Raw genomic sequence first — 23,417 nt, forward strand, 5'->3', positions numbered from 1 at the left:
GAGTAAAGTACACTCAACGCAGGGTCAGGATCGGTCTACATGTCACAAAACAATCCAATTAGATTGTTCATCACCCATGCGTGGGAAACCTCCGACGAGTACCTGAGGGTGTTCGAGTACCTCGAGAGCGCGCGGAACTTCTTCTACAAGAACCTGTCGGCCCCCGACCAGGCGCCCAAGGGAGGCGGCAAGGAGGCCGACCGCGAAGAACTGCGGCGGCAGATCGCCCAGGCCGAGTGTGTCATCGCATTCCCGAGCATGTACCGCACCCATACCGACCTGCTGATGTTCCAGATCACGTTCGCGAAGGCCTCGGACAAGCCCGTGATCCTGATGCGGCCGTTTGGCGCCAACGTGGTGATCCCGAAGGAGGTCACCTCGCTGTCGGACCAGATCGTCGATTGGGATGGCCGTGCATTGGTGGACGCCGTCAAGGCGCAGGCGCGCCACGAGGAGTCCAACCGCTGGGACACCATCGAGTTCAAGCTCGACTAGTTAGTTCAGGCCTCGGCGGCCGCGAACAGCTGAACCACCGCGGCGCCGCCGTTCGGCATCGGCACGGGAAGTTCCAGCTCCTGCTGGCGCGTCATGCGGCAGAACATGCGCACGATGGCCCCGGCGTGCCGTTCCGCTTCCTCGTTCGACATCTTGCGAATGGTGGCACGCACGGCGTCTTCACCGCGCAGCGGGCGCTCGCGCTGGATCTGCGCGGTGAGTTCGACGTACTGCACGCGCACGTCGCGCGGCACATCGTCGGCATCGAGGTGGGCGAGACACTGGCGCCAGGCGCCTTCGAGACGTTCCTTGATGGGACCGTTTCGTGTGAGTAGCAGCGTGGCTGACTCGAGCCGATCGTAAACACGCGACATGAGCTGTTCGTTATCGCTCGGAGCGCGGGCATTTTTCCCTATCTGCGCCGCAAACCTGACGTAACGCCTTTCGTTGTAGTTGTAACGGAGACCCTGATCCGTCAATGGCGTACGTCGCAAATATAGCGCGACACCTTGCAAATGCAACGGGGAAATTGCAGCTCAGCGGCGGCGCGCGACCCGCAGGGTCATGAGACCTAGCAAGAACAGCGTGAGGAATTCGAGCGCGCCACCGCCGCCACCCCCTCCGGAGGAAGCGGGGGGCGTGGGCAGGGTCGGCGGTGTCGCAGGAGGAGGAGGAGGAGGAGGAGGAGCCGGTGCTCCCGGTGTCGGACCGGAAACCACCGGCGTCGCACATGCGGACGAGCCGGCGGTCGCGGGCGCCGCCGTGGTAACCCGGGTGGGCTCAACGATCACATCGGCGCTGTCGGTCCGGGCGAGGTTATCGGTCACCAGAAGACGAATCGTGACCGCGCCCGTGGTCGGGGCGATCACCATGGCGTTGGCCGTGTTCGCACCCACGATCGCCGGCGCGTTGGTTGCCGGCAACACCACGCTCCACGAGAACGTCGCGACCGATCGGCCACACGATGCCGCGCTGGCCGCGGCGCTCAAAGCGACGTTTTGGCCTGGAAACACGCTGCCCGGCACCGCGACCGCCGCGATGGGGCGATCGGCCGCCTGGAGTGCTCCAGCCGCATTCGCCATACCGGCCCCGCAGGTGTCGGCGGTACACAGGCACTGCTCGAGCTGGAAGTCCTCGGTCGACACCGGCACATGGCACGCAACGATGGCGGGCGCATCGGAAACAGTGCTCGGGAAGGGCTTCGCGCCCTCGCGCAAGCGCGCCAGCATCTGACTCGTGGACAGATTCGCGTTGCGCGACAACATCAACCCGGCGATGCCCGAGACGATGGGCGCCGAGAAGCTCGTGCCGAGGTTGCTGTTCAACTGATCCGTGAACGTGAACGCACCCGGCGCCTTGGCGCCACTGTCGGAGGTCGTGTCGAGCGAGAACAGGCATGGGCCGCCGTTGATGTTCACGCAGTTGCCTCCCGGCGCCGCGATCGCGACTTCCGGACCGAGATTGCTGAAACCCACCTTGCTGCCGGCATGGCGGATCGCCGCAACGGCAGCCACCCCCGGGCAGTTGGCGGGCGAGGAAACCATGGTCCCTTCGTTGCCGGCCGAGATCACGACCAGCACCTTGCGGGCGGTCAGCTCCTGGATCGTGTCGCGATAACTGGGTTCGCACGGGCCCGTGGCCCCGAGGCTGAGATTGAGCACACGCGCCGGTGTGGGATTGGCCGGCACACCGGACACCGGCAGCCCGGCGGCCCAACGCATTCCGGCGATGATGTCGCTGTCGGTGCCGCCGCATTTGCCGAGCACACGAACCGGCAGGACGAAGGAGTTCCAGTCGAGGCCGGCGACACCCGCCGCGTTATTGGTCCGCGCGCCGATCATTCCGGCCACTCGGGTGCCATGCCATGAGCTCGCGCCGGTGTCGCAATTGGTGAACGCGGCGTTGGTCTTGTCGGTGTCGTCGATCCAGTCGCCGGGATCGGAGGGGTCGGCGTCACGGCCGCCACCGTCATTCGCCTGGGCCGTGCCACTCACGAAATCGTAGCCCGGGAGCAGTTTTCCGCCGGAATCAGCACGGCCGAGGTCCGGGTGGTCATACAGGACGCCCGTATCGAGCACGGCGATCACGACGCCGGTCGAGCCTAGCTCGCTATCCCAGGCACCGATGGCGTTCACCGCGGAGACCTCGGTGTTCTTGAGATACCACTGGCCACTGAACAACGTGTCGTTGGGGTTCGTGGCCTGGGCAAAACGTCGTCGATCGGGCACCGCGTATTCCACGGCCGGGTCGGCGCGCAATCGTTCGAGGGCCTCTGCGGCACTGGTGCCGGTCACATCGATACGGCTCGCCAGCAGCAGATCCGAGATTTCGCGCTTGGCTGTCAGCTTGAGCTGCGTGCGATTCGCAAGCGCGCTCGCCCGGTCCGAGCCGGTCGAGAGCTTGGCGATGGCGGCGCCGGCGGCATTGCGGCGCAGCTTGACGATGACCGCGAGACTGCCGTCCTCGACGCCGTCCGATTCCGCGCGGGATTCACGTGCGACCGGATTGTGTTCGGGCGATGCGAGCGCAACAGCCTGGAGAGCCAGCATGGTCGCCAGGAAGGCGATTCGGCGTCTGGGGTTGCGCATGGATGGGTCCTGCCGATGTCGCGCCACAAGGTGGCTCCTGTCATTCAGTGGCAGAAGGAACCTCAAACGGTTCCCATGACTGCGAAGGCCACGTGCGCGAGAGTGTGTGACGAGAACTTGCAGAGTGCTGAGAACCAGATCAAGCACGCGGCCTTGAAGGTGCGATATCGTACTACGCATAATGTATCTTATGGTAAACCGCAGTCGCATGCCGGGGGCCGTGCACCGGACCGTCGGCCAGTCGGGCTCGTTCTCTCCCCACCATGGCTGTTCTCATGCTCGCGGCCCCATGGGCTCGAAGATCTTTGCAGTAGTTAGATTGAGGAGCCCTGCGGTGCCGGGACGGCGCGAATTCGCCACTTTGGCTGTCTGGCGATATCCGTTTGGGCACAACTGCGTGCACAATCGCTGCAACGAAGATCCCGGGGGCCGAGCGCAATGTGGATTCCGACTCGCGATTCAGCAAAGCTTGCCGTCCTCGGCGCACTGGCCTGGGGAACACTGATCTTGAATGCATCCGCGGCGGATACGATTTACGCGAAGCTTGAGTCGCTCGACAAACGCTTCGATGCGCTGATTTCGCCGTCGACCAGGATCGAAAAGATCGCCGACGGTATGGAGTGGTCCGAGGGGCCGCTGTGGGATGCGAAGACGCAGTCCCTGCTCTTCTCCGACATCCCGCGCAACCGTGTGATGCAGTGGAACGCGAAGCAAGGTGTGTCGCTGTTCATCGAACGGAGTGGCTATAGCGGCGCTGCGGCGTTCACCGGTCGCGAACCCGGATCGAACGGGCTCACCTTCGATTCGCAGGGACGGCTCACGTTGTGCCAGCACGGCGACCGCCGCATCGCCTATCGCGATCCGTACGGAGCATTCGTCGCCGTCGCCGTCGGCTACGAGGGCAAACGCCTGAACAGTCCCAACGACCTGGTGTACGACCAGAAAGGCAATCTGTACTTCACCGATCCGCCGTTTGGATTGCCCGGCACGTTCACGGACCCTAACAAGGATCTGCCCTTCAACGCGGTGTTCCGCGTCGATGCCGAAGGCAAGATTGCGCCGGTCGCGACCGAGCTCGAAGCGCCCAACGGACTCGCCTTCTCGCCGGACTACAAAACGCTGTACGTGGCGAATGCCACGGCAAAGGAACCGATCTGGAAGGCCTACAAGGTTCAACGCGATGGCAGTCTCGACAAGGGGCGCATCTTCGCGGAAGCGAGCAGCTACGTGAGAAAAGGCGACGGCGTGCCCGACGGCCTCAAGGTCGACGTCAAGGGCAATGTATTTGCCACCGGTCCCGGTGGCGTCCACGTATTTGCGCCCGACGGCACGCGCCTCGGCCGCATCATCACGGACGTGCCCACCGCCAACGTCGCCTTCGGCGAAGATGGTTCGACGTTGTTCATCACCGCCAATCACCGGGTGCTGCGTTTGCGCACCAAGACGAAGGGCATGCCGTTGCCCGTCGCCAAATAGTCAGTTCAATCAGTTCACGAGGGGGTTTTGTGATTTCACGCCGACTGTCGATCGGTTTGCTCTGCGTCGCCTTGAGTGCCGGTTCCTTGAGCGTGCCGGCGATGGCCGCCGGCAAGGCGCGCATCCTGGTGTATTCGGGCAGCACGGGTTTCCGCCACGATTCCATTCCCGCGGCGGTCGAGGTATTGAAGGTCATCGGTGCCAAGGCCGGTTACACCGTCGATGCCAGCGAAGATCCGGAAGTGTTCAGCGCGGACAACCTCAAGCAGTACAAGGCGCTGGTGCTGGTCAGCACCTCCACGGATCCGAAAAAGCCCGAATCCGAATGGTTCACCGGGGCGAAGCGCGACGCGCTGCAGGGTTTCCTCAAGGACGGCAAGGGCGTGGTCGCCCTGCACGCGGCGGCCGATTCGCATTACAACTGGGGCTGGTACGGCCAGATGATCGGCGGCTACTTCGAGCGGCATCCGAAAGGCACGCCGAAGGGCACCGTCACCGTGATCGATGCCAGGAACCCGGCCACCGCCAAACTACCCAAGACGCTCGAGCGTAACGACGAGTGGTACTACTACAAGGATTTCGATCCCACCGTGCACGTGCTCGTCACCATCGATCCGAAGTCGATCGGTGATGGCGAGGCGGACGTGAATCCCAATCCGCTGGTGTGGTGCCACAATTTCGGCGGCGGACGCGTCTTCTACAGCGCGCTCGGCCACACCTCCGAGTCGTACAGCGAGCCGTACATGGTCAAGCTGCTGAGCGGCGCGCTGGTCTACGCAGCCGGCAAGTAGTCAGGACGTAAAAGGGGACATGCCTATTTTTGGCACCGGCCGCCTGATCCGTAACAAATCGCGACAAATAGGCATGTCCCCTTTTTCGCGATCAGGAATCGAAATTCTGGTCCCAGTACTTCTCCATGCGCGTACGCATCGCGGCATCCGGCATGCGCCCGCGCGCGGCGCCGAGATTGTCTTCGAGATGCGTGAGTTTGGTCATGCCCGGAATCGCGGCGGTCACGGCCGGATGCGAAACCACGTACTTGAGGAACACCTGGCTCCAGCTGCGGCAGTCGATCTCTGCAGCCCATTCGGGCAGGTCCGCGCCGCCCACGCGTGAGAACAGATTGCCGTCGCGCCGCCCGCCGAAGGGCAGATTGATGAGCACGCCGACACGCTTCTCGAGCGCGGTTGGCAATACGTCGTCCCCCGCCGCGCGATTCGCGAGCGAGTAATCGACCTGGATGAAATCGAGCGGTTGGGACTTCATCAACGCGACCATCGCGTCATGCTGCGATGAGCTCGAGGTGGTGACGCCTATGTAGCGTATCTGGCGCTTCTGCTTGAGCGCATTGAGATGCGGGAACAACACGTCGACGCCGTTGAGGCTGTGGATCTGGACGAGATCGAGCACCTCGGTGCGCAGCCGGCGCCGGGATTCCTCGATCATGGCGACACCCTGCGCCAGGTTGCCGTTGTCGGCGGTGACCTTGGTCGCGATGAACGCCTGATTTCGATTGCCGATGTCCGCCAGCAACCCGCCGATCGTTTCTTCCGACTGGCGATAGGCCGGCGCCGTGTCGATCACCTGCGCACCCGCGGCAGTCAGGCCTGCGAGCACTTCGCGCCGCGCGGCGCGTTCCTCCGGCGTCGTGGGGCTGTAGTTGTTCGTGCCCACTCCGATGACCACCAGCCGCTCGCCCGTCGATGGAACCGGTTTGGTCGTCAGCGGCGGCGCGAATGCCGGCCGTGGCTCTTCTTCCTTCTTCTTGCCCTTCTCCGCGCCCCACGCGCTCGTCAGCTGTGCGCCCGCGAGCGTTGCGATCCCCGCCTTGATGACGTCCCGTCGTCCTGTCATTTCTTCCTCCGGCCCTGCTTCGATTTCACTTTCGTTTTCGACTTGCGGACGCGCGCTTTGTTCGCGGTTTTTTTCACCGGACGTTTTTTCTTCGCGGCGACTTTGCGAGCGGTCTTCTTACGCGGCGCGAGCTTGGTTTTTGCCTTAGCCTTCGCCTTGGTTTTTGCCTTCGCCTTGGGCTTCGGCTTCGCGTTCTTCTTGGGCTTGGATTTGGCCGCGGCCTTCGGCGCCGTCGCCGTCGCCGCCTGCGCCGCGCCCGGAGCCGGCATCGAATGCACCGCGAACGCAGCGCCGGCCGGATCCATGAAAGCCGCGATCCGGCTGCCACCCGGCACGTTCATGGGAGCAATCAGCTCCCGGGCACCCGTCGATGTCGCCGTCGCGAAGCCGGCGTCGGCACTCGGAATACTCACGTAAGGCAGCCAGCTGGGCGGTATCGGCATGTTCGCCGGCGGAATGTACATGCCACCGCGTTGCTGACCGTTCCAGCCGAAGATCAGATAGGTACCGATCGGGCCCATGTCCATGCGCGTGATCGCGTCCCAGCCGAAAAGCCCGCCGTAGAAGGCCAGCGCCGCTTCGTTGTCGCTGGTCGCGAGCTCATGCCATGAAAACGTGCCATTGGGCGGAACGCCGGCACCTTCGGGCCGCGCATTCTCCGGATCGAGAATGGCAAACACCGCACCCTGCGGATCCTTGAGCACGGCGTATCGGCCGGCGCCCTGCATGTCGCTCGGCGCCTTCAGCACCGATCCGCCGGCCCGTACCGCCGCGTCCGCGGTGCCGTCGACGTCGCGCGTGCCGATGTATTGCAACCAGTGCGCCGGCACCTCGGCGGGCATTTCCGCGGGGATCTGCATGATGCCGGCGGTGGGGCCGACGGCCGAATTGCAGACCGTGTAGTTAGGATCCGGCGGCCAGGGCTGCATGGTCCAGCCGGTGAGCTTCGAATAGAATTTCTTGGCGCCCGGGACGTCGCGCGTCATCAGCTGGTGCCAGACAAATTTGCCACGCACATCGACAGCTTCCATGGACGGATCTCCGTTGAGTGGGACGAAATATGGGGGCGTCGATCATAGCCCCCGCCCGCCAGGAATTGTTTACGGCACTTTGGGCGCGACGATTTTCTCGACTGCCTTTTTGGGATAGACACCGATGACAGTGCCATCGGGCTGGCGGCGCGCGAAGCTGAAGCCGTTCGCCAATGCCACGGAACCTTCACACAAGGTGAGCTCCGGCCGCGGCGGGATCTGCACCTCGACCTGTGGAATCTCGACGTCGATCTTCGTGACATGCAGGCCCAACGCTCCCGTCATCCCGCGCAGGTAGGTTTCAAGCTCTTCCTTGAATTGATCGCTCAACCCCACGTCATTGCGAAGGAAATAGGCCGTCAGATGCCGCGCCAGCGGCGTGGCCTTCTGCATTTCGCGCATCACGATGGCCTGCTCGCTGTCGAGCGTCCAGAACGAGGTTTGCGCCATGTACTCGCCGACTTCGGAGGGCACCGACGGGTCATCGGCGCGGATGGGCGGTGTCGTCACGTGTAGTACGCCGTCCGCCCCCAGCGAAAGTTTGACGTCGGCGAGATCGAGCTCGTAGTTGAGCTTCGCAGGCCAGATCACCATCACCTGCGGATTGACGCCTTTGACCTCGGGGCAGGCCTTGTACCAGACCGTCACCTGCCGCTCGTGTTCGATGATGGCGCGGGTCCGCATCTGGGTGACCATCACGTTGATGGGGCTTTCCTCGGCGTCCTTCTTCGTCCAGTACGAATATCCAATGGCGCCGACTGCCACCGCGATGATGATGGCAATGATGTTTTTGAGCACGGAGCCTCCCGGCGCTAGAAGATCTCGAACAATCCGGCAGCGCCCATGCCGCCGCCGATACACATCGTCACCACGGCGAGTTTCGCGCCGCGCCGCTTGCCTTCGATCAACGCGTGGCCGGTCAGGCGCGCGCCCGTCATGCCATAAGGATGGCCCACGGCAATCGCACCGCCGTTGACGTTGAGACGGTCGTCGGGAATGCCGAGCTTGTCGCGGCAGTAGATTACCTGCACGGCGAACGCCTCGTTGAGCTCCCACAGGTCGATGTCGGAGATCTTCTTGCCGGTGCGTTCGAGTAGTTTGGGGATCGCGAACACGGGGCCGATGCCCATCTCGTCGGGTTCACAACCGGCCACCGCGAAACCGCGGAAGGCGCCCAGGGCCTTGAGCCCCAGCTGTTCGGCGCGGCGCGCACTCATCACGACACAGGCCGAAGCGCCGTCGGAAAACTGGCTGGCATTACCCGCCGCGATGACGCCGCCCGGCGTTGCCGCGCGGATCTTCGCGACCGCTTCGTAGTTGGTATCGGGCCGGATGCCCTCGTCCGCGCTGACGGTAACCTTGCGGGTCATGAGCCGGCCCGTATCGGCATCGGCGGCGCCCATCGTGACTTCGATCGGCGCGATCTCGGCGGTGAATTTACCGGCGGCGAGCGCTGCGGCCGCGCGCAGCTGGCTCTGCACGCCGTATCGATCCTGCGCTTCGCGCGGAATCGCATACCGTTTCGCCACCGTCTCCGCGGTCTGCAGCATGTTCCAGTAGATCTCGGGCTTGTGCTCCTCGAGCCACGCCTCTTTCGCCATGTAGTAGTTGGTGCGGTCGTTCTGCGTGTTCGAGATCGATTCGACGCCGCCCGCCACGTACACCTCGCCCTCGCCCGCCGCGATTCGTTGCGCGGCCAGCGCGATGGTCTGCAAACCAGACGAACAGTATCGATTCACCGTCATGCCCGACGTCGTGACCGGGCAGCCGGCGCGCAAGGCGATCTGGCGTGCGATATTGAATCCGGTGGCGCCCTCTGGATTGGCGCAGCCGAACACCACATCTTCGACGCTCGCGGCATCGATGCCCGCGCGTTCGATGGCGGCCCGGACGGCGTGACCGCCCAGCGTCGCGCCATGCGTGAGATTGAATGCGCCGCGCCAGGATTTGGCGAGCGGCGTGCGCGCGGTGGAAACGATGACGGCATCAACCACGGCGGGCTCCTTTCTTCTTCGTGGTCTTCTTTCCGGCAGGCTTCGCGTCATCGAATGACGCACCGGCCGCCGCGAGCTGCGTGATGAGTTTTGCGGGCCGCCAGAATTCGGGCTCCGCATGTTTGTTGGCCGCGAAAGCCTTCATGCGGCGCACGACGGTCTGCAGGCCCACGCGGCTGGCGTAGAACATCGGCCCGCCGCGCTGCACAGGGAAGCCGTAGCCCGCCAGATAGACGATGTCGATGTCCGAGGCTCGCATCGCGATGCCTTCGTCGAGAATGCGCGCGCCTTCATTGACCAGTGCATACACCAGGCGATCGACGATCTCCGCGTCGGCAATCTTGCGCGGCGTGATCTTCAATGCGGCACGCTCTTCTTCGATGATCTTGTCGATCGCCGGATCGGAAATGGCATCGCGCTTGCCGGCCTCATACCGGTACCAGCCGAGGCCTGTCTTCTGTCCGAAGCGGCCGAGTTCGCAGACGCGATCCGCGATGCGCATCTGGCGGGCCTTCGGTTTTTCGGCGTAATGCCGTTTGCGGATATGCCAGCTGATGTCGTTGCCGGCGAGATCCGACATGCGGAACGGCCCCATCGCGAAGCCGAATTTCTCCAAGGCTTTATCGACCTGCGCAGAACTTGCGCCCTCCTCCGCCAACAGCAGCGCCTGCTGGGAGTACTGGTTGATCATCCGGTTGCCGATGAAGCCATCGCAGACGCCCGACACCACCGCGGTCTTGCCGATGCGCCGCGCGAGCGTCATGGCCGTGGCCAGCACCTCGGGCTTCGTCTTCTTCGCGCGCACGACCTCCAGCAATTTCATGACATTCGCGGGGCTGAAGAAATGCAGGCCGAGCACGTCGCCCGGCCGCTTGGTGAAGGCGGCGATCCTGTCGACGTCGAGCGTGGAGGTGTTGGTGGCGAGGATCGCGCCGCGTTTCGCCACCTTGTCGAGCTGGCGAAACACGGTCTTCTTGACGGCCAGGTCTTCGAACACGGCTTCGATCAGCAGATCGGCATCCGCCGCCGCGGCGTAGTCGAGCGATGGCGTGATCAATTGCGCGCGTTTCTTCGCCTCATCCGGCTTCAGCTTGCCCTTCGCAGCTGCGCCCTCGTAGAACTTCGCGATGATGCCCATGCCGCGATCGAGCGCTTCCTGTTTGGCTTCGAGCACGGTCACGGCGATGCCGGCATTCGCGAAGGTCATCGCGATGCCGCCGCCCATGGTGCCGGCGCCGACGACCGCGACCTTTTCGATCTTGCGTTGCGGCGTTTTTTCGCTGATGCCATCGACCTTGCCGGCGGCGCGTTCGGCGAAGAAGGCGTGCCGCAATGCGCGCGACTCCTCGCTCACCATGAGCTCGCCGAAGATTTTCTGCTCGGTGGCAATGCCGGCTTCGTATTTGCCGGCAACAGCGGCACCAATCGCTTCGAGGGCGCGCGCCGGCGCGGCCAGGCCGCGTGATACCGACACCACCGCCGTCTTGGCGAACTGCAGAAACGCCTCTGCCTGTGGATGCTTGAGGACGAGATCGCGCGTACGCCGCGGTGGTTTGCCCGCCGCGATCAACTGCAGTGCGAACTCGCGCGCGGCGTCGCGCAGCTTGTCGGTCGCGAGCACATCGAACAGCGGCGAGCCCTTGAGCATCGATGCAGGCACCACCGAGCCCGACACCATGAGATTGACCGCGGTTTCCAGCCCCACGAGGCGCGGAAAGCGCTGCGTGCCGCCCGCGCCCGGAATGAGGCCGAGCTTCACTTCGGGAAACGCGATCTTCGCGTCCGCCAGCGCGACACGGTGATGACAGCCAAGCGCCAGCTCGAGCCCGCCACCCATGCAGGCGCCGCCGATTGCGGCGATCACCGGCTTCGGCGATGCCTCGACGGCGTCGATCACCGCCGGCAGAAACGGCTCCGCGTAAAACGCGCCACCGGCAAATTCCTTGATGTCCGCGCCGCTCGAGAAAGCGCGCTCGTTGCCGATCAGCACGATGGCGCGGACCTTGCGGTCGGCCAGCGCGCGGTCGAGGGCGGTCACGATGCCCGCGCGCAGCGCATGCGAAAGCGCGTTCAGCGGTGGATTGTTCATCGCGAGCCAGGCGATGCCCTTTTCGATCTTGAAGCTGACAAAAGTCATGGACCGATCATAGGCATGCCCGCGAGCGCGCGTCGATCAGGCAACTCCCATTCCGCCGGAAATGGATGGCCGCTGACTGGCCTTCAGATTCTGACCCGCCGCCACGCGCCGCGATGCCAGCGCCAGAACATGCTCAAGCCTAACAAGATGACGTAGCTCATCAGCGCGAGCCACCCGCCCTTCGCGCCAAGCCCGAATTGCGGCAGGCCGTCGAGCCAGTCGGCGCCCGGTGCGAATATCAAGGTGTGCGCCAGCGGCACGAAGAAGAACCACGACAACACCAGCGCGGTAGCCGCGGGTACACGGGTGTCGCCGGCGCCGCGCAGGCAGAAGCTCGCGCCGCAGTAGAGGCCATCGAAAATCTGGTACGCCGCGGCGGGCCACAACAACAGCAACCCGAGCGCCACGACGTCGGCCGCCGCCGGCCCGCCCGCGCTCACGAACAGCGGCAGCAGCCACGGTCCGACTACCAGCAAGACGACCGCGCTGAATGCCATGAACCCCGCGCAGAGCGTGATGACGACATTCCCCATGCGGTTCGCCCAGTCGCGGTTGCCCGCGCCGATCGATTGACCGACCAGCGTCGTGCCCGCGAGCGCAATGCCGATCGTCGGCAGGTACGCCATCGAGGTGAGCGCCATGACGATCTGCGTGGCCGCAGCGCCGACGGCGCTGGTCTGCGCGATCATCATCTGCGAGAGCGCGAGGCCCAGCACGTCGGCGCCATACATCACGCCGATCGGCATGCCCACCATGAGCTGGGCGCGAATGACGGGCCAATGGGGCCGCCACATGAGCTTCGAACGGTACAAACGCCCGATTTCGCCGCGCAGGAACAGCACCAGCGCCAGCGCGCTGCCGACCAGCTGCGCGAAATTCGTGGCCCACGCCGAGCCTTTCATGCCGAGCCCGAGGCCGAAGATGAAAAACTGGTTGGCAGCCGCGTTGACGACGGTCGTCGTCACCACGATCGCCATCGTGAAACGGATCGCCGAGATGCCGTTGAAAAAGCCCATCGCGGCCCAGGCCATCGAGCCGAGGAACGCGCCACCCATGCGCGGCATCCAGTATTCGAGCGCCAGCTGCTCGATGTGCGGTTCGAGCCCGAACGGATGCACGACCCACGGTCCGGCGAATGCCAGCGCCAGAAAGAGCGGCACGAGTGCCAGCGATGCCCACAGCGCATTCCACAACGCCCGCGACGCGTGCGCCCTGCGCCGGCTGCCGTACGCCTGCGCGACGAAGGTCTGCACCGCGAGGCCCACGCCGCCGAACAACAGGATGGCGCAGGTCATGATCCAGTAGATAGCACCCATGGCGGCCACCGCGTCGGTGGACAGCCGGCCGATGAACCACAGGTCGGTGAGATTGAGCAGCGCCTGCACCGCGTTAGTCGCCATGAGCGGCGCGGCCAGTTTGAGGATTTCGCGCAGGTCGACATGCGGCTTGCCGCCGGCATCGAGGCGTTGCGCCGGGAGCGACCCGGCCATCGGCGGCGCGTTCAACTGGCGGCTCCGCCTGCGGCGTCTTCGCCCCGCTGCCGCGACTCGAACGCCTTGCCGAGGCTGACGGTCGCACCCAGCAACACGATGCACAGGCCGGCGCACAGCCACGAGATGCCGACCAGCCCGATCGCGGCGATCAGCACGTACAACCATTGTGCGGCGGCATCGGCGCCCCGTTGCAAGACGGTGTCAATCAGGCTCTTGCTCTTGAACTTGCTCTCGGGGTTCAGCACCGTGAACAACATTTCGCGCGGAGGTTTGCCGAGGCCGTAGTCCGCCGCGCGGCGCAGCACCTGAGTGGCGAGCAGGACGCTGCCGGCCGGAAACAGCGCCATCGTCACGAAACTGGCGCCGATCAGCACCGGCATCGCCGACAGGGTCGTCGCGAGGCTGCCGCGACGCGCGAGCCAGGTGACCACCACGGCCTGGAAGAACAACGCCAGGCAGTTCACCGCGAATTCAAGCTTCGCGAACAAGGCGGCGCGATCGGCCACTTCGCTGTAGGCCGCCGACACGTACTTGCCCTGCTCGTTGTACATGAACGCGCCGATGGTCTGGCCGGCGATGATGATCCCCGCGATGCCCAGTAGATAGGGAGACCTGACCAGGCGCGCCAGGTCGTCCATGGCGCGGCCACCGACCGGGATCGCCGCGTCCGGCACGGCGTGTCCCTGCGCGGAACGGCGCAATGCGCCACGCGCGTGCGACACCATCACCGCGGTACACATGATGAAGGCGCAGGCCGCGAAGATGAGCGGCGTCGGGCCGATCTCGCGCACCAAGGTGTTGACGATGATCGGCCCGAGGATGGCGCCGGCGCTGCCGCCCGCGGCTACGTAGCCGTAGAAACGTTTCGCCAGTTCGGGCCGCCACACGTCCGCCATGGCGCTCCAGAAAACCGAGATCACGTACAGGTTGGCCGAGGTCAATGCGACGAAGTAGCCGAACGCCAGCGTCCGGTCGCGTGGATACCAGTGCAGGCCAAGGCCCAGCGCGACAAACACGATCACGAACGGAGTGCACACCCACCACAGCAGCTGGCCGCGCGGCGTCCTGCCCACCAGCCACCAGTAGATCGGCAACAAGATCGCCGAGCACAACAACACGGCCGAGAACAGGATCGAGTTGTATTGCACGCCGACTTCGAGCGCGAGGGCCTCGCGCAGCGGCCGCAGCATGTAGTAGCCGCACAGCAGGAAGAAGTAACCCGCGGCGGCGATCAGCAATGCACGCCGCTCCTCCCGGCCGACCGGGACCACGGACGCCGCGCCGCTCACCGCAACGACTTCAGCGTACCCGTCAGGTGCGGCTTCTCGCCCTGCGCGTCACGCAGCGCGAAGGCGGTGCCGTTCTCGATGGACCAGCGCTGCAGCATCAGCCAGGCGGGCATGTAGACCGGCAGCTTGAAGTTCACCGACAGTTCGCAGCCGCCGTCGAACTGCGCGGAATCGAAGTCCGACGCCAGCCGCGCCAGCGACCACATGCCGTGCGCGATGGCCCTCGGGAAACCGAAGGCGCGCGCGGTCAGGTCGCTCATGTGGATGGGATTCACGTCACCGGAGATGAACCCGTAACGCCGCCCCAACCCGGCCGGCGCGCGAAAGCTGCTCGACCTGATCGCCTGCGCGTCGGGCGGGCCATCGACCCCGCGCGCCACGGTGCTCACCTTTGCGCCCGGCGGCGAACGCCGGCGCGCGAGGAACGTGCAGGTTTCGTCCCAGCGCGGCTCGCCCCCGACCACGTATTCGGTGTGCAGCTCGAATTCCTGGCCGCGTTCCGTGTCGCGATGTCCTTCGATCCAGCAACGGATTTCCGCCGGCTCTTCGGCCGACAGCGGCTCGCGCATCGCGATGCGGTTGTGCACGTGCACGAGGCCGAACATCTTCACCGGGAACGCCTCGGCGCCGATCATCGCCAGGTGCAGCGGAGTCGCGAGGATGTGTGGATAGGCGATCGGCAGCGTCGCGCCGGTGGCCGCGCCGCAGATCTCCGAATACTGCGCCAGGTGTTTGCGGTCGATGACGACCTTCGCGAGCCGCGCTTCGATGCGCGGCACTTCGGCGCCCTCGGGCACCAGCGCGGGTTTGCGCGACACCAGGATCTTCGGATACATCGACCAGACGGCCGGAGCGCGCGCGAATTCGAGCGAATGCCTGGCCTGCATGTGGTGGATTCCCGGGAAAGGCGTTAGGGCGAGAGTCGGTCGATGACGATGTTCAATCGTCCGTCCTTGCCAACATGATAACTAACTTGCCCAAAGGGGTCGCCGCTGGTCGCGGTCGGAGTTCCTCCCAGCGCGACGCGGGCCACTACATCGAGCTGCTGTCCGGCCGAGATCCGGCGCGAGGGCAACATGGCGTTGGCGGCAGTCAGCTCGACGTCCTGCGGAAATTGCGCCGGCAGACGCGTGGCCGCGAATGGCGGCCCGGGAGCCTTGGGATCGCGTGCCGCGACGAACAACACCGAACCCGGAGGAACCTTGGCCTTAAGTTGCGGCGCCAGCGTGACACGGACCTGGATACGCGCGCCGTCGTCGGACGCGGGGCCCGCCGCAGCTTCGCTGGCGGGAGCCTGATCGAGCGCGGCGATGCGTTGCTCGATGATTGCGCGGATGTTGTCCGGCGGATTGAGCGCGAGCATGCGGGTGAAGCGTTCGCGCGCTGCGGCGCTTTCGCCGCGGCTCATTGCCGCGAACGCGCTGTAGAACAGCGCCTTCGCATTGCCGGGTTCCAGCGTCAGGGCGCGCTCGAACAAGTGACCCGCCGCGCCGCGGATCGCTTCCGGATCCTGCGCGACCAGATTTTCGGCGACGCCCAGCACGGCCTCCGCGCTGTTGCCGCCAGCGATGCGATCGGCGCGTTGATAGGCGCGTACCGCCAGCGGAAATTGCTCGAGCTCGCCGTAGGAACGGCCGAGCATGAGCCAGCCCGTGAGGTTGTTGGGCTCGATCGCGAGCTCACGCGCCAGCTTGGCCGTCATGGCGGCCGGAGTGTCGGCCACGGAGTGCGCCGACACCCAGGTGTAGTTGCTGAACGCGGCGTACAACGCGGCGGTGCCTAACAACACGGCACTGGTCACCACGGCGGCGCTCGCACCGGCCACGGGCCTGGCGTCTTCGCGACGCCGCACCAGCGGCAGCAGCACCAGCAACGCGGCGCCGGCCGCCAGGGTTCCCGCGATCAGGACGAAGGCGAGGATCATGGCTTTTCTTCCGGCCCGTCGGCGTCGACCGGGCTGTCGTCGTTGGCGATCATCGCCGATCTGCGCCTCACTACCACGACCGCAACCACGACACCGCCGAACAGGACCACCAGCGGCGCGATCCACACCCACGCGGTCCCACCCGACATCGGCGGACGGAACAGGATCACGTTGCCGTAACGCTTGACCATCGTCGCGCGGATCTCATCGTCGGTCTTGCCGGCGATGATCTGTTCCTTCACGTCTCGCCGCAGCTCCGCGGCGAGGTCCACCGGAGAATCCGCGATGCTGTTGTTCTGGCACTGCATGCAGCGGAATTCGTGCGTCAGGTCGTCGTAGCGCTGTTGTTGTGCTTCCGTGGGCATCACGGTGATGTCGATCGCGAACGCCTGGGCCGCGAGTACGCCGAGCGCAATCAGGCTCATCAAACTGCGCAATATCCGGCTCATGGCAGCGACGGCCCTCGCGGCAGACGCGACAGGAATTCCCGCTGCCAGACTTCGGGCGTCATCGGGCCGACATGGCGGTACTGCACACGCCCGGCGGCATCGATGAAGAAAGTTTCCGGTGCGCCATACACGCCGAAGTCGATGGCGGTACGACCTTCACGATCGATGACCACCGCGTTGTAAGGATTGCCGAGTTGGGTGAGCCATTGTTGCGCGGCTTCGTCTTCATCGCGCCAGTTGAGGCCGATGAGCGGCAGGCGCGCCTCGCGCGCGATGTCGAGCAACGCGGGATGCTCCTCGCGGCAGGCGATGCACCACGTGCCCCAGACATTGAGCACCCAGGGTCGGCCGGCCAGGTCCGCCAAACCGAGTTTGCGTGCGGGATCGCCCAGCACCGGCAGTTCGAACGCCGGCGCGGGTTTGCCCAGCAAGGCCGAAGCCATGGTGCTCTTGTTAGGCGAATGGACCACGCCGATGAACAGCACGGTACCCAGCGCCAGAAATGCCGCCACGGGAATCAGGAACCGGTTCACGAAGCCCGCGCTCCGGCCGCCGCGGCCGCGCTGGCCTCGGTGGCCGCCACCTTCGTCTTGTACCGCCGGTCGCTGGCCGCGAGCAGGCCGCCGAGCGCCATCAGCCCGGCCGCGAGCCAGACGTAGTCGATGAGCGGACGAATCTGGGCGCGCACGCTCCAGCGTCCGCCGCCCAGGTCATCGCCCAGTGCCGCGAACAGGTCCATGTTCCAGCGGCTATGGATCCCCGCCTCGGTCATGGTCGAACGCTGCACCCAGTAGTTGCGTTTCTCGGGATGCAGCACGGCGATGGGCTGGCCGTCGCGCAGCACCGTCACCACCGCGCGCACGCCATCGTAGTTAGGCCCTTCGAGCGGCTCGATGCTGTCGAACCGGTAGGCGTAACGTCCGAGCGATACGGACTCACCCTGCGCCAGGGCGACATCGCGCTCGATGGTGTAGGTCTCGACGGCGGAGATCGCGATGACACATACGCCGAGACCGATGTGCGCCAGCGTCATGCCGAGGATGGCGCGCGACAGCGTGAGCCGGCGGCGCAGCCGGTCGATCGGATCGAACAGCGACGACACGATGACCCACACGCCGAGCACCACGCCAAAGGGTGTCAGCCATTTGCCGGGTCCATACGCGGCGAACACGATGAGCAATCCAACCACCAGCGCGATGCCGAAGCCCAGTGTCAGGCGGCTGCGTTGCGTGGCGAGCCTGCCCTGCTTCCAGCTTGCGTGGATGCCGATGGCCACGAGCGCCAGCAGCGGCAACATCGCCACCGGGAACAGCCGCGTGAACCACGGCGTGCCCACCGAAATCGACGGCGCCCCGAAGGCATCGGCGATCAGCGGCGCCAGTGTGCCGATGAATACGATGGCGCCGGCCGCGACCAGCAGCACGTTGTTGTAGAGCAGGAATGCCTCGCGCGCCCCGCCGTCGAAGCCGGCGGTGGATTTCAACAATGGCGCGCGCCAGGCGTACAGCGACAGCGCGCCGCCGATCACGATGACGAGAAAGGCCAGGATGAACATGCCGCGCGTCGGATCGGCCGCGAACGAATGCACCGACACCAGCACGCCCGAGCGGACCAGGAACGTGCCTAACAAACTCAACGAGAATGCCAGGATGGCCAGCAACAACGTCCAGCTCTTGAACAACCCGCGCTTTTCGGTGGCGGCCAGCGAGTGGATGAGCGCGGTGCCGACAAGCCACGGCATGAACGATGCGTTCTCCACCGGATCCCAGAACCAGTAACCGCCCCAGCCGAGCTCGTAGTACGCCCACCAGCTGCCGAGCGCGATGCCGACCGACAGGAATGCCCAGGCCAGCGTCGTCCACGGACGCGTCCAGCGTGCCCAGGTCTGGTCGAGTTTGCCTTCGAGCATGGCGGCGCAGGCGAAGGCGAAGGCCACGGCGAAACCGACGTAGCCCATGTAGAGAAGCGGCGGGTGGATCGCGAGCGCCGGGTCCTGCAGTACGGGATTCAGATCGCGGCCATCGGCGGGCACCGGCAGGATGCGCTCGAACGGATTCGACGTGGCCAGCGTGAAGATGAGAAACCCGAGGCTCACGAAGCCGAGCACGCCCATCACGCGGCTCGCGAAGGTCGTCGGCAGATGCCGGCTGAACACCGCCACGGCCAATGTCCACACCGAAAGAATCCACGCCCACAGCAACAGCGAGCCTTCGTGTGCGCCCCACAACGCGGCGACCCGATAAAACGTCGGCAACGCCGAGTTGGAATTGCTGGCGACGTACAGCACCGAGAAATCGAACGTCACGAACGCGTACACCATCGCGGCAATGGCGGTGCTGATCAGCACGAACTGCCCGGCGACCGCCGGACGCACCACCGCCTGCCAGCGTTCATCGCGCCGCGCCGCGCCGACCAGGCCGAAAAAAGTCTGCACGCCGCTCAACACCAGCGCGAGGATCAGCGCGAATTGGCCGAGTTCGGGAATCATGTCGCCCCCGGTGTCGCTTCGGGCGGCGGCGGATTGTCCTTGAGGGAACGCGCCACTTCGGGCGGCATATATTTCTCATCGTGTTTGGCCAGCACTTCGTCGGCGACGAACACGCCGGCCTGCATCGTTCCGTGCGCGACCACACCCTGCCCGTCGCGGAACAGATCCGGCAGAATCTTCGAATACGTCACCGGCACGGTGTGCTTGTAGTCCGTGACGAGGAAATGCACGTCAAGCGTGCCCGGCGTCTTTTCGATGCTGCCCTTGACCACCATGCCGCCGAGGCGGAAACGCTCGCCGGCCGGCACTTCCCCGGCGGCGACCTGCGAAGGATCGAAGAAGAACATCACGTTGGCGCGGAAGGCCTGCATGGCAAGAAACGCGGCAAGGCCGACGCCCGCAACGATGCAGGCGACGACCACCATGCGTTTGTGGCGCGCCATCATGGGGCCATCTCCAGCCGCCGCCGCGCCTGCTGCTTCGCGCTCGCGAGCGCGCGCAGCGCCAGCACGAGATTCAGGACGACGATCCCGAAGCCGATCGCGAACGACGGCCACAGGTACTTGCCGTAACCGCTCATCGCGAAGAATTCGCTCATGACAACACCTCGCGTACCCAGCTGGCGCCCCGCTCGCGGCGCAGCAGCTCGGCCCGCAGCCGGATCAACAGCACCGCGCCGTAAAACAGCATGAATGCCAGGAACATCACCAACAACGGCCAGACCATGGACCACACCATGTCCGCCTTGCCTAACAACCGCGTGGCCGGCTGGTGCAGCGAGTTCCACCAGTTCACCGAATACTTGATGATCGGAATGTTCACCACGCCGACGATGGCGAGCACTGCGCTCGCCTTGTCGGCCTTCTGCGGATCCTCGATGGCCGCACGCAGGCCCATGTAGCCCAGGTACAGGAACAGCAGGATCAGCTCCGAGGTCAGACGCGGATCCCAGGCCCAGTACGTGCCCCACATCGGCTTGCCCCACAGGCTGCCGGTGATCAGCGTGGCGACGGTGAACCAGGCGCCGATGGGCGCGCTGGCCGCCGCCGCGGCGTGCGCAACCTTCATGCGCCAGATCAGCCCGACCGCGGCCGCAATCGCCATGGTGGTGTAAATCATGAGCGACAGCGTCGCGCTCGGCGCATGTACATAGACGATGCGATAGGCATCTTTCTGTTGATAGTCGAGCGGCGCCAGAACGAGGCCGCCATACAGCGCGATCAGCATCAACAACGCCGCCACTCCACCGAACCACGGCGCCCAGCGCTGCGCGAAACCGTACATGTACGGCGCAGATCCGAAGCGATGGAACCAAGTCCAGTTCATTCAGCGACTACTCCAATCCGATCCGCACCGCGGCGGCCGCGGCCAAGGGCGCGAGCGTGACGCCGAGCACGGCGATCGCCCCCAACATGTACATCGGCCCCGCGATCTCCGTGCCCGCGATCGCGTGCCGCGTGGCGTCCGAGCCGAACACCAGGATGGGCACCGACAGCGGCAGCGTCAGCAAGGACAGCAACACCCCGCCGCGACGCGCGCCGAGCGTGAGCCCCGCGCAGATCGCCCCGACCAGGCTCAACGCAAAACTGCCGAGCGCCAGCGCGGCGATCATGCTGACCAGCGCCTGCACCGGGACACCGAGCGCCAGCGCGGCCAGCGGCGCCGACAGCGCAAGCGGCAGGCCGGTCAGCAACCAGTGCGTGCAGGTCTTCGCAAACAACATCCAGGTCAACGACTGGCCGGACAACGCGAACTGCTCCAGCGTCCCATCTACCGCGTCGTCGCGAAACAGGAACTCCAGCGCTAGCAGCGAGGATAACAACGCGCCGATCCACAAGACACCCGGTGCGGCGTCTCGCAGTCGCGACAACTCGGGAGTTAATGTCAGGGGAAACAGCGTGGCCACGATCATGAAGAACAAGAGTGGCTGCAGAAGTTGCGAAGGTTTCCGGAAAGCGAGACGCAGGTCCCGCGCGGCAACCAGTTTTGCGGCAGTGAGGGCAGAAGTCTTCATGCCGCACTCAGCGTCAATTCGGCGACCGTCTCTGCGGCCAGCGGTAGCGAATGATGAACGGCGGCCACGACCAGTCCCGAACGCGCCAGTTGTTCGGCGATCAGATCGGCCACCAGTTGTTGCCCTTCGGCATCGAGATTCGTGGTGGGCTCATCGAGCAACCACAATGCGGCGTTGGCGAGTACGACGCCGGCGAGCGCGATGCGGCGCCGTTGGCCGGCCGACAGCAGCCGCACGGCGAGATCCGCGAACGGCATCGCGCCGGTCCGCGCGAGCGCGGCATCGATTTCGGCGGAGGTCACGGCGCGACGAATCCCGACTGAAAAGCGCAGGTTCTCGCGCCCGGACAAATCACCCTTGAGCGGCGGCTCGTGCCCGAGATAGGCAAGTTCGGCGTGGAATTCATCGCGCGTTTCGCGCGTGGCGGCGCCCCGCCAGGTCACGCGCCCCTCTTCCGGTTCGAGCAAACCGGCGATCGCGCGCAGCAGCGTGGTCTTGCCGGCGCCATTCTTGCCGGTCAGCAGCACGCAGCGGCCGGGGACGGCATCGAAACTGACGTTACGCAGCACGTGGCGATCGCCACGCCACAGGTGGACGCCTTGCACGCTCAACATCTGAATGGTGCCCCGGGCCGGAATCGAACCGGCATGGCCTTGCGACCGACGGATTTTAAGTCCGTTGCGTCTACCAATTCCGCCACCGGGGCAAAGGACATGTGGAGGCTAGGGTCGGAATCGAACCGGCATAGACGGCTTTGCAGGCCGCTGCATAACCATTCTGCCACCTAGCCCGAGGACCCGAATGATGAGGTCCGAAAGATTGGAGCGGGAAACGAGACTCGAACTCGCGACCCCGACCTTGGCAAGGTCGTGCTCTACCAACTGAGCTATTCCCGCATCCTGGAGAGGGCGCAAATTCTAGGGCCCTCTCACGCCAAGTCAAGGAGTTCCGGCTGATGCAAGCCCCTCTTTTGCAAGGATTTGCATAACAGCGCTCACGGAATCCGCGTTGCGCCACCGGGTCCGGCTCACGGGCGTCACGAACTGCTCCGTAACCGCGTGATCGAGCATCGCGTACAGGGGCGCGAAGTAGTTTTCGATGTTGGCAATGATCACCGGCTTGGCGTGCAGGCCGAGCTGCGCCCAGGTGACGATCTCGACCAGTTCGTCGAAGGTCCCCATCCCGCCGGGCAGCCCGACGAACGCATCCGACAGGTCCGCCATGAGCGTCTTGCGTTCGTGCATCGTGTCGACGACGTGTTGCTCGGTGAGATGCGGATGCGCGAGCTCGCGCTCGATGAGCATGCGCGGGATCACGCCGATGACGCGGCCGCCGGCCGCCAGCACGGCATCCGCCGCGATGCCCATGAGCCCGAGCCGCCCGCCGCCGTAGACCAGCGTGGCGCCGGCTTTCGCCAGGGCGCCGCCGAGCTCGCGCGCCGCGGCCGAGTAGCTAGGGCGCGCGCCGGGGGCCGAACCGCAGAACACGCACACCGCACGCGTCATGTGGGGCTGCGCAAATCCGGCCAGGCTGCCCGCAGGTAAGCAATCGCCGAGATCAGCGTGAGCACGGCCGCCACCACCGTGAGCACCAGGCCGATCTCGAACACCGGAATGGTGAAGCCCGGGACGATGGGCAGGCTCCAGCGGAACAACATGCACGACAACCCGACGATCTGCAGGATGGTCTTGTACTTGGCGAGCTGGCTGACCTTCACCTTGCCGCGTTGGCCGATCTCGGCCATCCATTCGCGCAATGCGGAGATCGCGATCTCGCGGCCGATGATGATGATCGAGGAGAGCACCAGGATGACCTGCACGGATTCCTTGCGCAGCGTGTAGCGGGCTCCATCGAGCGCTTCGAGGCCGGGCACGACGATGTTCGGCATTTCCTTGCTGAGCAGCAGCACCAGCGCGACGGCGACGATCAGCTTGTCGGCGACCGGGTCGAGGAACGCACCGAGGCGCGAGGTCTGCCCCATCTTGCGGGCGAAATATCCGTCGAGCGAATCCGTGATGCCCGCGGCGGCGAACAGCAGCCCGGCCGCCGGATCGGCCCAGCCGCCGGGTAGATAGAAGAACACGATGACCAGCGGAATCGCGAAGATGCGCAGCCAGGTCAGCGTGTTGGGAAGATTCCACATCATGTCGTTTGTATGGGTCGTCGGCGCTGGTACCCAGCGCGG

24 protein-coding genes and 3 tRNA genes are annotated in these 23,417 nt (G+C 65.2%); 3 read left to right on the top strand and 24 right to left on the bottom strand.

Annotation, left to right across the window (positions count from 1 at the left end; translation table 11 throughout):
• Window positions 1-39 precede the first annotated feature (39 nt).
• Entirely contained in the window at window positions 40-495 is a 456-nt protein-coding gene (locus WDO72_00175) for a hypothetical protein (protein ID MEJ0084073.1), read from the top strand.
• Window positions 496-500: 5 nt separating this feature from the next.
• Here the strand turns inward: WDO72_00175 and WDO72_00180 are convergent, their stop codons facing one another.
• Together WDO72_00180 and WDO72_00185 are read right to left on the bottom strand one after the other, a co-directional pair.
• Entirely contained in the window at window positions 501-869 is a 369-nt protein-coding gene (locus tag WDO72_00180; GenBank protein ID MEJ0084074.1) for a hypothetical protein, read from the bottom strand.
• A 162-nt stretch (window positions 870-1,031) separates the two neighbouring features.
• Window positions 1,032-3,083: a S8 family peptidase gene (locus WDO72_00185; protein MEJ0084075.1), complete on the bottom strand. Its 2,052-nt coding sequence runs from the start codon at window positions 3,081-3,083 to the stop codon at window positions 1,032-1,034.
• A 507-nt stretch (window positions 3,084-3,590) separates the two neighbouring features.
• On the opposite strand from WDO72_00185, the gene WDO72_00190 reads away from it, so the two are divergent.
• Window positions 3,591-4,559, top strand: a complete 969-nt coding sequence (locus WDO72_00190; protein MEJ0084076.1) for an SMP-30/gluconolactonase/LRE family protein — start codon at window positions 3,591-3,593, stop codon at window positions 4,557-4,559.
• 29 nt (window positions 4,560-4,588) lie between these two features.
• A complete protein-coding gene (locus WDO72_00195) occupies window positions 4,589-5,350 on the top strand; it encodes a ThuA domain-containing protein (protein MEJ0084077.1) in 762 nt (253 codons plus the stop codon).
• Window positions 5,351-5,441: 91 nt separating this feature from the next.
• Here the strand turns inward: WDO72_00195 and WDO72_00200 are convergent, their stop codons facing one another.
• From WDO72_00200 to WDO72_00305, 22 genes are all read right to left on the bottom strand, one after another.
• Window positions 5,442-6,413, bottom strand: coding sequence for an aldo/keto reductase (locus WDO72_00200; protein MEJ0084078.1), 972 nt, complete (start codon window positions 6,411-6,413; stop codon window positions 5,442-5,444).
• Window positions 6,410-7,444: a VOC family protein gene (locus WDO72_00205; protein ID MEJ0084079.1), complete on the bottom strand. Its 1,035-nt coding sequence runs from the start codon at window positions 7,442-7,444 to the stop codon at window positions 6,410-6,412. Before WDO72_00205 ends, WDO72_00200 begins: the two co-directional genes overlap by 4 nt.
• Before the next feature lie 69 nt (window positions 7,445-7,513).
• The gene (locus WDO72_00210; protein MEJ0084080.1) at window positions 7,514-8,242 is read right to left on the bottom strand and encodes a hypothetical protein; all 729 of its coding nucleotides are present in this window, start codon (window positions 8,240-8,242) and stop codon (window positions 7,514-7,516) included.
• Window positions 8,243-8,256: 14 nt separating this feature from the next.
• Window positions 8,257-9,438: an acetyl-CoA C-acyltransferase gene (locus tag WDO72_00215; protein ID MEJ0084081.1), complete on the bottom strand. Its 1,182-nt coding sequence runs from the start codon at window positions 9,436-9,438 to the stop codon at window positions 8,257-8,259.
• A complete protein-coding gene (locus WDO72_00220; GenBank protein MEJ0084082.1) occupies window positions 9,431-11,575 on the bottom strand; it encodes a 3-hydroxyacyl-CoA dehydrogenase NAD-binding domain-containing protein in 2,145 nt (714 codons plus the stop codon). The genes WDO72_00215 and WDO72_00220 overlap by 8 nt, the downstream gene beginning before the upstream one ends.
• Before the next feature lie 83 nt (window positions 11,576-11,658).
• Window positions 11,659-13,065, bottom strand: a complete 1,407-nt coding sequence (locus WDO72_00225; GenBank protein MEJ0084083.1) for an MATE family efflux transporter — start codon at window positions 13,063-13,065, stop codon at window positions 11,659-11,661.
• An 11-nt stretch (window positions 13,066-13,076) separates the two neighbouring features.
• Window positions 13,077-14,357, bottom strand: a complete 1,281-nt coding sequence (locus WDO72_00230) for a hypothetical protein (protein ID MEJ0084084.1) — start codon at window positions 14,355-14,357, stop codon at window positions 13,077-13,079.
• Window positions 14,354-15,244, bottom strand: coding sequence for a MaoC/PaaZ C-terminal domain-containing protein (locus tag WDO72_00235; protein ID MEJ0084085.1), 891 nt, complete (start codon window positions 15,242-15,244; stop codon window positions 14,354-14,356). The genes WDO72_00230 and WDO72_00235 overlap by 4 nt, the downstream gene beginning before the upstream one ends.
• A gap of 23 nt (window positions 15,245-15,267) precedes the next feature.
• A complete protein-coding gene (locus WDO72_00240; GenBank protein ID MEJ0084086.1) occupies window positions 15,268-16,281 on the bottom strand; it encodes a hypothetical protein in 1,014 nt (337 codons plus the stop codon).
• A complete protein-coding gene (locus tag WDO72_00245; GenBank protein MEJ0084087.1) occupies window positions 16,278-16,730 on the bottom strand; it encodes a cytochrome c-type biogenesis protein in 453 nt (150 codons plus the stop codon). Before WDO72_00245 ends, WDO72_00240 begins: the two co-directional genes overlap by 4 nt.
• Window positions 16,727-17,263, bottom strand: a complete 537-nt coding sequence (locus tag WDO72_00250) for a DsbE family thiol:disulfide interchange protein (protein MEJ0084088.1) — start codon at window positions 17,261-17,263, stop codon at window positions 16,727-16,729. Before WDO72_00250 ends, WDO72_00245 begins: the two co-directional genes overlap by 4 nt.
• On the bottom strand, window positions 17,260-19,218 hold the full coding sequence (locus tag WDO72_00255) for a heme lyase CcmF/NrfE family subunit (GenBank protein ID MEJ0084089.1): 1,959 nt from the start codon (window positions 19,216-19,218) through the stop codon (window positions 17,260-17,262). The genes WDO72_00250 and WDO72_00255 overlap by 4 nt, the downstream gene beginning before the upstream one ends.
• Window positions 19,215-19,664 carry a cytochrome c maturation protein CcmE gene (ccmE, locus tag WDO72_00260; protein ID MEJ0084090.1) on the bottom strand — a complete coding sequence of 150 codons (450 nt, stop codon included), beginning with the start codon at window positions 19,662-19,664 and terminating at the stop codon, window positions 19,215-19,217. Before ccmE ends, WDO72_00255 begins: the two co-directional genes overlap by 4 nt.
• Window positions 19,661-19,816 carry a heme exporter protein CcmD gene (gene ccmD, locus WDO72_00265; protein ID MEJ0084091.1) on the bottom strand — a complete coding sequence of 52 codons (156 nt, stop codon included), beginning with the start codon at window positions 19,814-19,816 and terminating at the stop codon, window positions 19,661-19,663. The genes ccmE and ccmD overlap by 4 nt, the downstream gene beginning before the upstream one ends.
• The gene (ccmC, locus tag WDO72_00270; protein ID MEJ0084092.1) at window positions 19,813-20,544 is read right to left on the bottom strand and encodes a heme ABC transporter permease CcmC; all 732 of its coding nucleotides are present in this window, start codon (window positions 20,542-20,544) and stop codon (window positions 19,813-19,815) included. Before ccmC ends, ccmD begins: the two co-directional genes overlap by 4 nt.
• A 7-nt stretch (window positions 20,545-20,551) precedes the next feature.
• Window positions 20,552-21,232: a heme exporter protein CcmB gene (ccmB, locus tag WDO72_00275; protein ID MEJ0084093.1), complete on the bottom strand. Its 681-nt coding sequence runs from the start codon at window positions 21,230-21,232 to the stop codon at window positions 20,552-20,554.
• On the bottom strand, window positions 21,229-21,846 hold the full coding sequence (ccmA, locus tag WDO72_00280) for a cytochrome c biogenesis heme-transporting ATPase CcmA (GenBank protein MEJ0084094.1): 618 nt from the start codon (window positions 21,844-21,846) through the stop codon (window positions 21,229-21,231). Before ccmA ends, ccmB begins: the two co-directional genes overlap by 4 nt.
• Before the next feature lie 5 nt (window positions 21,847-21,851).
• Window positions 21,852-21,938 (bottom strand) — tRNA-Leu (locus tag WDO72_00285).
• Between the two features lie 10 nt (window positions 21,939-21,948).
• Window positions 21,949-22,022 (bottom strand) — tRNA-Cys (locus WDO72_00290).
• A gap of 30 nt (window positions 22,023-22,052) precedes the next feature.
• A tRNA-Gly gene (locus tag WDO72_00295) sits at window positions 22,053-22,128 on the bottom strand.
• Between the two features lie 42 nt (window positions 22,129-22,170).
• Entirely contained in the window at window positions 22,171-22,737 is a 567-nt protein-coding gene (locus WDO72_00300; GenBank protein ID MEJ0084095.1) for a TIGR00730 family Rossman fold protein, read from the bottom strand.
• Window positions 22,734-23,378: a CDP-alcohol phosphatidyltransferase family protein gene (locus WDO72_00305; GenBank protein MEJ0084096.1), complete on the bottom strand. Its 645-nt coding sequence runs from the start codon at window positions 23,376-23,378 to the stop codon at window positions 22,734-22,736. Before WDO72_00305 ends, WDO72_00300 begins: the two co-directional genes overlap by 4 nt.
• Window positions 23,379-23,417 lie beyond the last annotated feature (39 nt).

The sequence above is a fragment of the Pseudomonadota bacterium genome (assembly GCA_037200975.1).
In the GTDB taxonomy this organism is placed as follows: domain Bacteria; phylum Pseudomonadota; class Gammaproteobacteria; order Steroidobacterales; family Steroidobacteraceae; genus CADEED01.

Excerpts from the sequence above, each read along its gene's own strand:
- WDO72_00175 (MEJ0084073.1), top strand. The coding sequence starts at position 40 with ATGTCACAAAACAATCCAATTAGATTGTTCATCACCCATGCGTGGGAA.
- WDO72_00180 (MEJ0084074.1), bottom strand. The coding sequence starts at position 869 with ATGTCGCGTGTTTACGATCGGCTCGAGTCAGCCACGCTGCTACTCACA.
- WDO72_00185 (MEJ0084075.1), bottom strand. The coding sequence starts at position 3,083 with ATGCGCAACCCCAGACGCCGAATCGCCTTCCTGGCGACCATGCTGGCT.
- WDO72_00200 (MEJ0084078.1), bottom strand. The coding sequence starts at position 6,413 with ATGACAGGACGACGGGACGTCATCAAGGCGGGGATCGCAACGCTCGCG.
- WDO72_00205 (MEJ0084079.1), bottom strand. The coding sequence starts at position 7,444 with ATGGAAGCTGTCGATGTGCGTGGCAAATTTGTCTGGCACCAGCTGATG.
- WDO72_00220 (MEJ0084082.1), bottom strand. The coding sequence starts at position 11,575 with ATGACTTTTGTCAGCTTCAAGATCGAAAAGGGCATCGCCTGGCTCGCG.
- WDO72_00225 (MEJ0084083.1), bottom strand. The coding sequence starts at position 13,065 with ATGGCCGGGTCGCTCCCGGCGCAACGCCTCGATGCCGGCGGCAAGCCG.
- WDO72_00235 (MEJ0084085.1), bottom strand. The coding sequence starts at position 15,244 with ATGCAGGCCAGGCATTCGCTCGAATTCGCGCGCGCTCCGGCCGTCTGG.
- WDO72_00240 (MEJ0084086.1), bottom strand. The coding sequence starts at position 16,281 with ATGATCCTCGCCTTCGTCCTGATCGCGGGAACCCTGGCGGCCGGCGCC.
- WDO72_00245 (MEJ0084087.1), bottom strand. The coding sequence starts at position 16,730 with ATGAGCCGGATATTGCGCAGTTTGATGAGCCTGATTGCGCTCGGCGTA.
- WDO72_00255 (MEJ0084089.1), bottom strand. The coding sequence starts at position 19,218 with ATGATTCCCGAACTCGGCCAATTCGCGCTGATCCTCGCGCTGGTGTTG.
- ccmE (MEJ0084090.1), bottom strand. The coding sequence starts at position 19,664 with ATGATGGCGCGCCACAAACGCATGGTGGTCGTCGCCTGCATCGTTGCG.
- ccmD (MEJ0084091.1), bottom strand. The coding sequence starts at position 19,816 with ATGAGCGAATTCTTCGCGATGAGCGGTTACGGCAAGTACCTGTGGCCG.
- ccmC (MEJ0084092.1), bottom strand. The coding sequence starts at position 20,544 with ATGAACTGGACTTGGTTCCATCGCTTCGGATCTGCGCCGTACATGTAC.
- ccmB (MEJ0084093.1), bottom strand. The coding sequence starts at position 21,232 with ATGAAGACTTCTGCCCTCACTGCCGCAAAACTGGTTGCCGCGCGGGAC.
- ccmA (MEJ0084094.1), bottom strand. The coding sequence starts at position 21,846 with ATGTTGAGCGTGCAAGGCGTCCACCTGTGGCGTGGCGATCGCCACGTG.
- WDO72_00300 (MEJ0084095.1), bottom strand. The coding sequence starts at position 22,737 with ATGACGCGTGCGGTGTGCGTGTTCTGCGGTTCGGCCCCCGGCGCGCGC.
- WDO72_00305 (MEJ0084096.1), bottom strand. The coding sequence starts at position 23,378 with ATGATGTGGAATCTTCCCAACACGCTGACCTGGCTGCGCATCTTCGCG.